The organism is Streptomyces pathocidini (assembly GCF_001418495.1).
GTDB lineage: Bacteria > Actinomycetota > Actinomycetes > Streptomycetales > Streptomycetaceae > Streptomyces > Streptomyces pathocidini.
This window is the reverse complement of the sequence record NZ_LIQY01000625.1, coordinates 1-1,796: the sequence shown is the minus strand read 5'-3', so window position 1 is coordinate 1,796 and position 1,796 is coordinate 1. Positions and strand designations below refer to the sequence as shown.

The 1,796-nt window shown below is 70.4% G+C and carries 1 protein-coding gene and 1 pseudogene; both read right to left on the bottom strand.

The genetic code is table 11. The features are described from left to right. Positions 1–66: 66 nt before the first annotated feature. Positions 67–1,443: a GntT/GntP/DsdX family permease gene (locus tag AOK16_RS23700; protein ID WP_398719632.1), complete on the bottom strand. Its 1,377-nt coding sequence runs from the start codon at positions 1,441–1,443 to the stop codon at positions 67–69. Between the two features lie 34 nt (positions 1,444–1,477). Then, a pseudogene (locus AOK16_RS27795) lies at positions 1,478–1,796 on the bottom strand (hypothetical protein); the annotation flags it as partial.

Genomic DNA, 1,796 nt, shown 5'->3' with positions numbered 1-1,796 from the left:
GCGCGACGCCGCGGCCCCCTTCTCGTAGGAGGAGGGGGCCGCGGCGTCGCGCAACACTGATGCGGGCTACAAGACCAGGGACAGCAGCAGGACGAAGACGATGCCGGTGACCGAGATGATCGTTTCCATCACCGACCACGTCTTGAACGTCTGGCCGACGCTCATCCCGAAGTACTCCTTCACCAGCCAGAACCCCGCGTCGTTGACGTGGCTGAAGAAGAGCGAGCCCGCGCCGATCGCGAGGACGAGCAGTGCGACGTGCGTCGTGCTCATGTCCGCGGCCAGCGGAGCGACCAGGCCCGCGGCGGAGATCGTGGCGACCGTCGCCGAGCCCGTAGCGAGGCGGATGAGGACCGCAATCAGCCAGGCCAGCAGTAGCGCGGAGATGTTCCAGTTCTCGGAGAAGTCGAGGATCATCCGGCCGACACCGACGTCGATCAGCGTCTGCTTGAAGCCGCCGCCCGCGCCGACGATCAGCAGGATCCCGGCGATCGGTACGAGTGACTTCTCGGTGGTCGACGCCAGCCGCTCCTTGGTGAAGCCGGCCGCGCGGCCCAGCGTGAACATGCCGACGACCACGGCCGCGAGCAGCGCGATCAGCGGTGCGCCGACGACGTCGGCGACGCGCTGGATGTGGTTCTCGGGGTCGTCGATCACGATGTCGACCAGCGCCTTGACCAGCATCAGCACCACCGGCAGCAGCACGGTCGCCACCGTGGCGCCGAACTTCGGGCGCTTCTCCAGGGACTCCGAGGGCCGCTGCGGAATCAGACCCTCCGGCGGCGTCACATCGACCCAGCGGGCCGCGAAGCGCGCGAAGACCGGACCGGCGATGATCACCGTCGGGATCGCGACGAGCACACCGAGCGCCAGCGTGATCCCGAGGTTGGCGCCGACCGCGTCGATCGCGACGAGCGGGCCGGGGTGCGGCGGTACGAGGCCGTGCATCACGGACAGGCCGGCGAGCGCCGGGATGCCGATGCGCATCAGGGAGAAGTTGCCGCGCTTGGCGACCAGCAGCACGACCGGGATCAGCAGCACGATCCCGACCTCGAAAAACAGCGGCAGCCCGATGATGCCCGCGATCAGCGCCATGGCCCACGGCATGCTCCGCCGGCTCGACTTGGCGAGGATCGTGTCCACGATCTCGTCGGCGCCCCCCGAGTCGGCGAGCAGCTTGCCGAGGATCGAGCCGAGCGCGATGAGGACGCCGACACCCGAGACCGTCGTACCGAGCCCGGCGGTGAAGCTGGCGATCACCTTGTCCAGCGGGGCGGCCGCGACCGCGCCGAGGACCAGTGAGCCGATGGTCAGGGAGAGGAAGGCGTGCACCTTCCAGCGGGTGATGAGCAGGACGATGACGGCGATACCGACGAGGACGGCGACGCCCAGCTGTGCATGCCCCGCCGAGGTGATCGGCTCGACGGGGTCCGCTGCCAGCATCTCGACACTGAGACGACCGGACACGGTGGATTCCTTAACGGTGGGTGGTGGCGGGCGCCGACTGGCCCCCATGTGCGGCGGGCGCCGGCTGGCCCCCAGGTATGGCGGACTCCGGCCGGCTGCCAGGTGCGGCAGGCTCCGGCCGGCCCTCGGGTACGGCCGGCACCGGGTGGTTCCGGAGTACGGCGACGGCCTCGGCCGTGATCGACCCGGGGCCCCGGTCCACGGACACGGCGGCCCCGAACTCGCCCGGCTGGAGCGGCTCCAGCGCGGCGAACTGCGAGTCGAGCAGGGCGCCGGGCATGAAGTGGTCCCGGCGCCGCTCCATCCGCTCGGCGATCAGCGCGCGATCG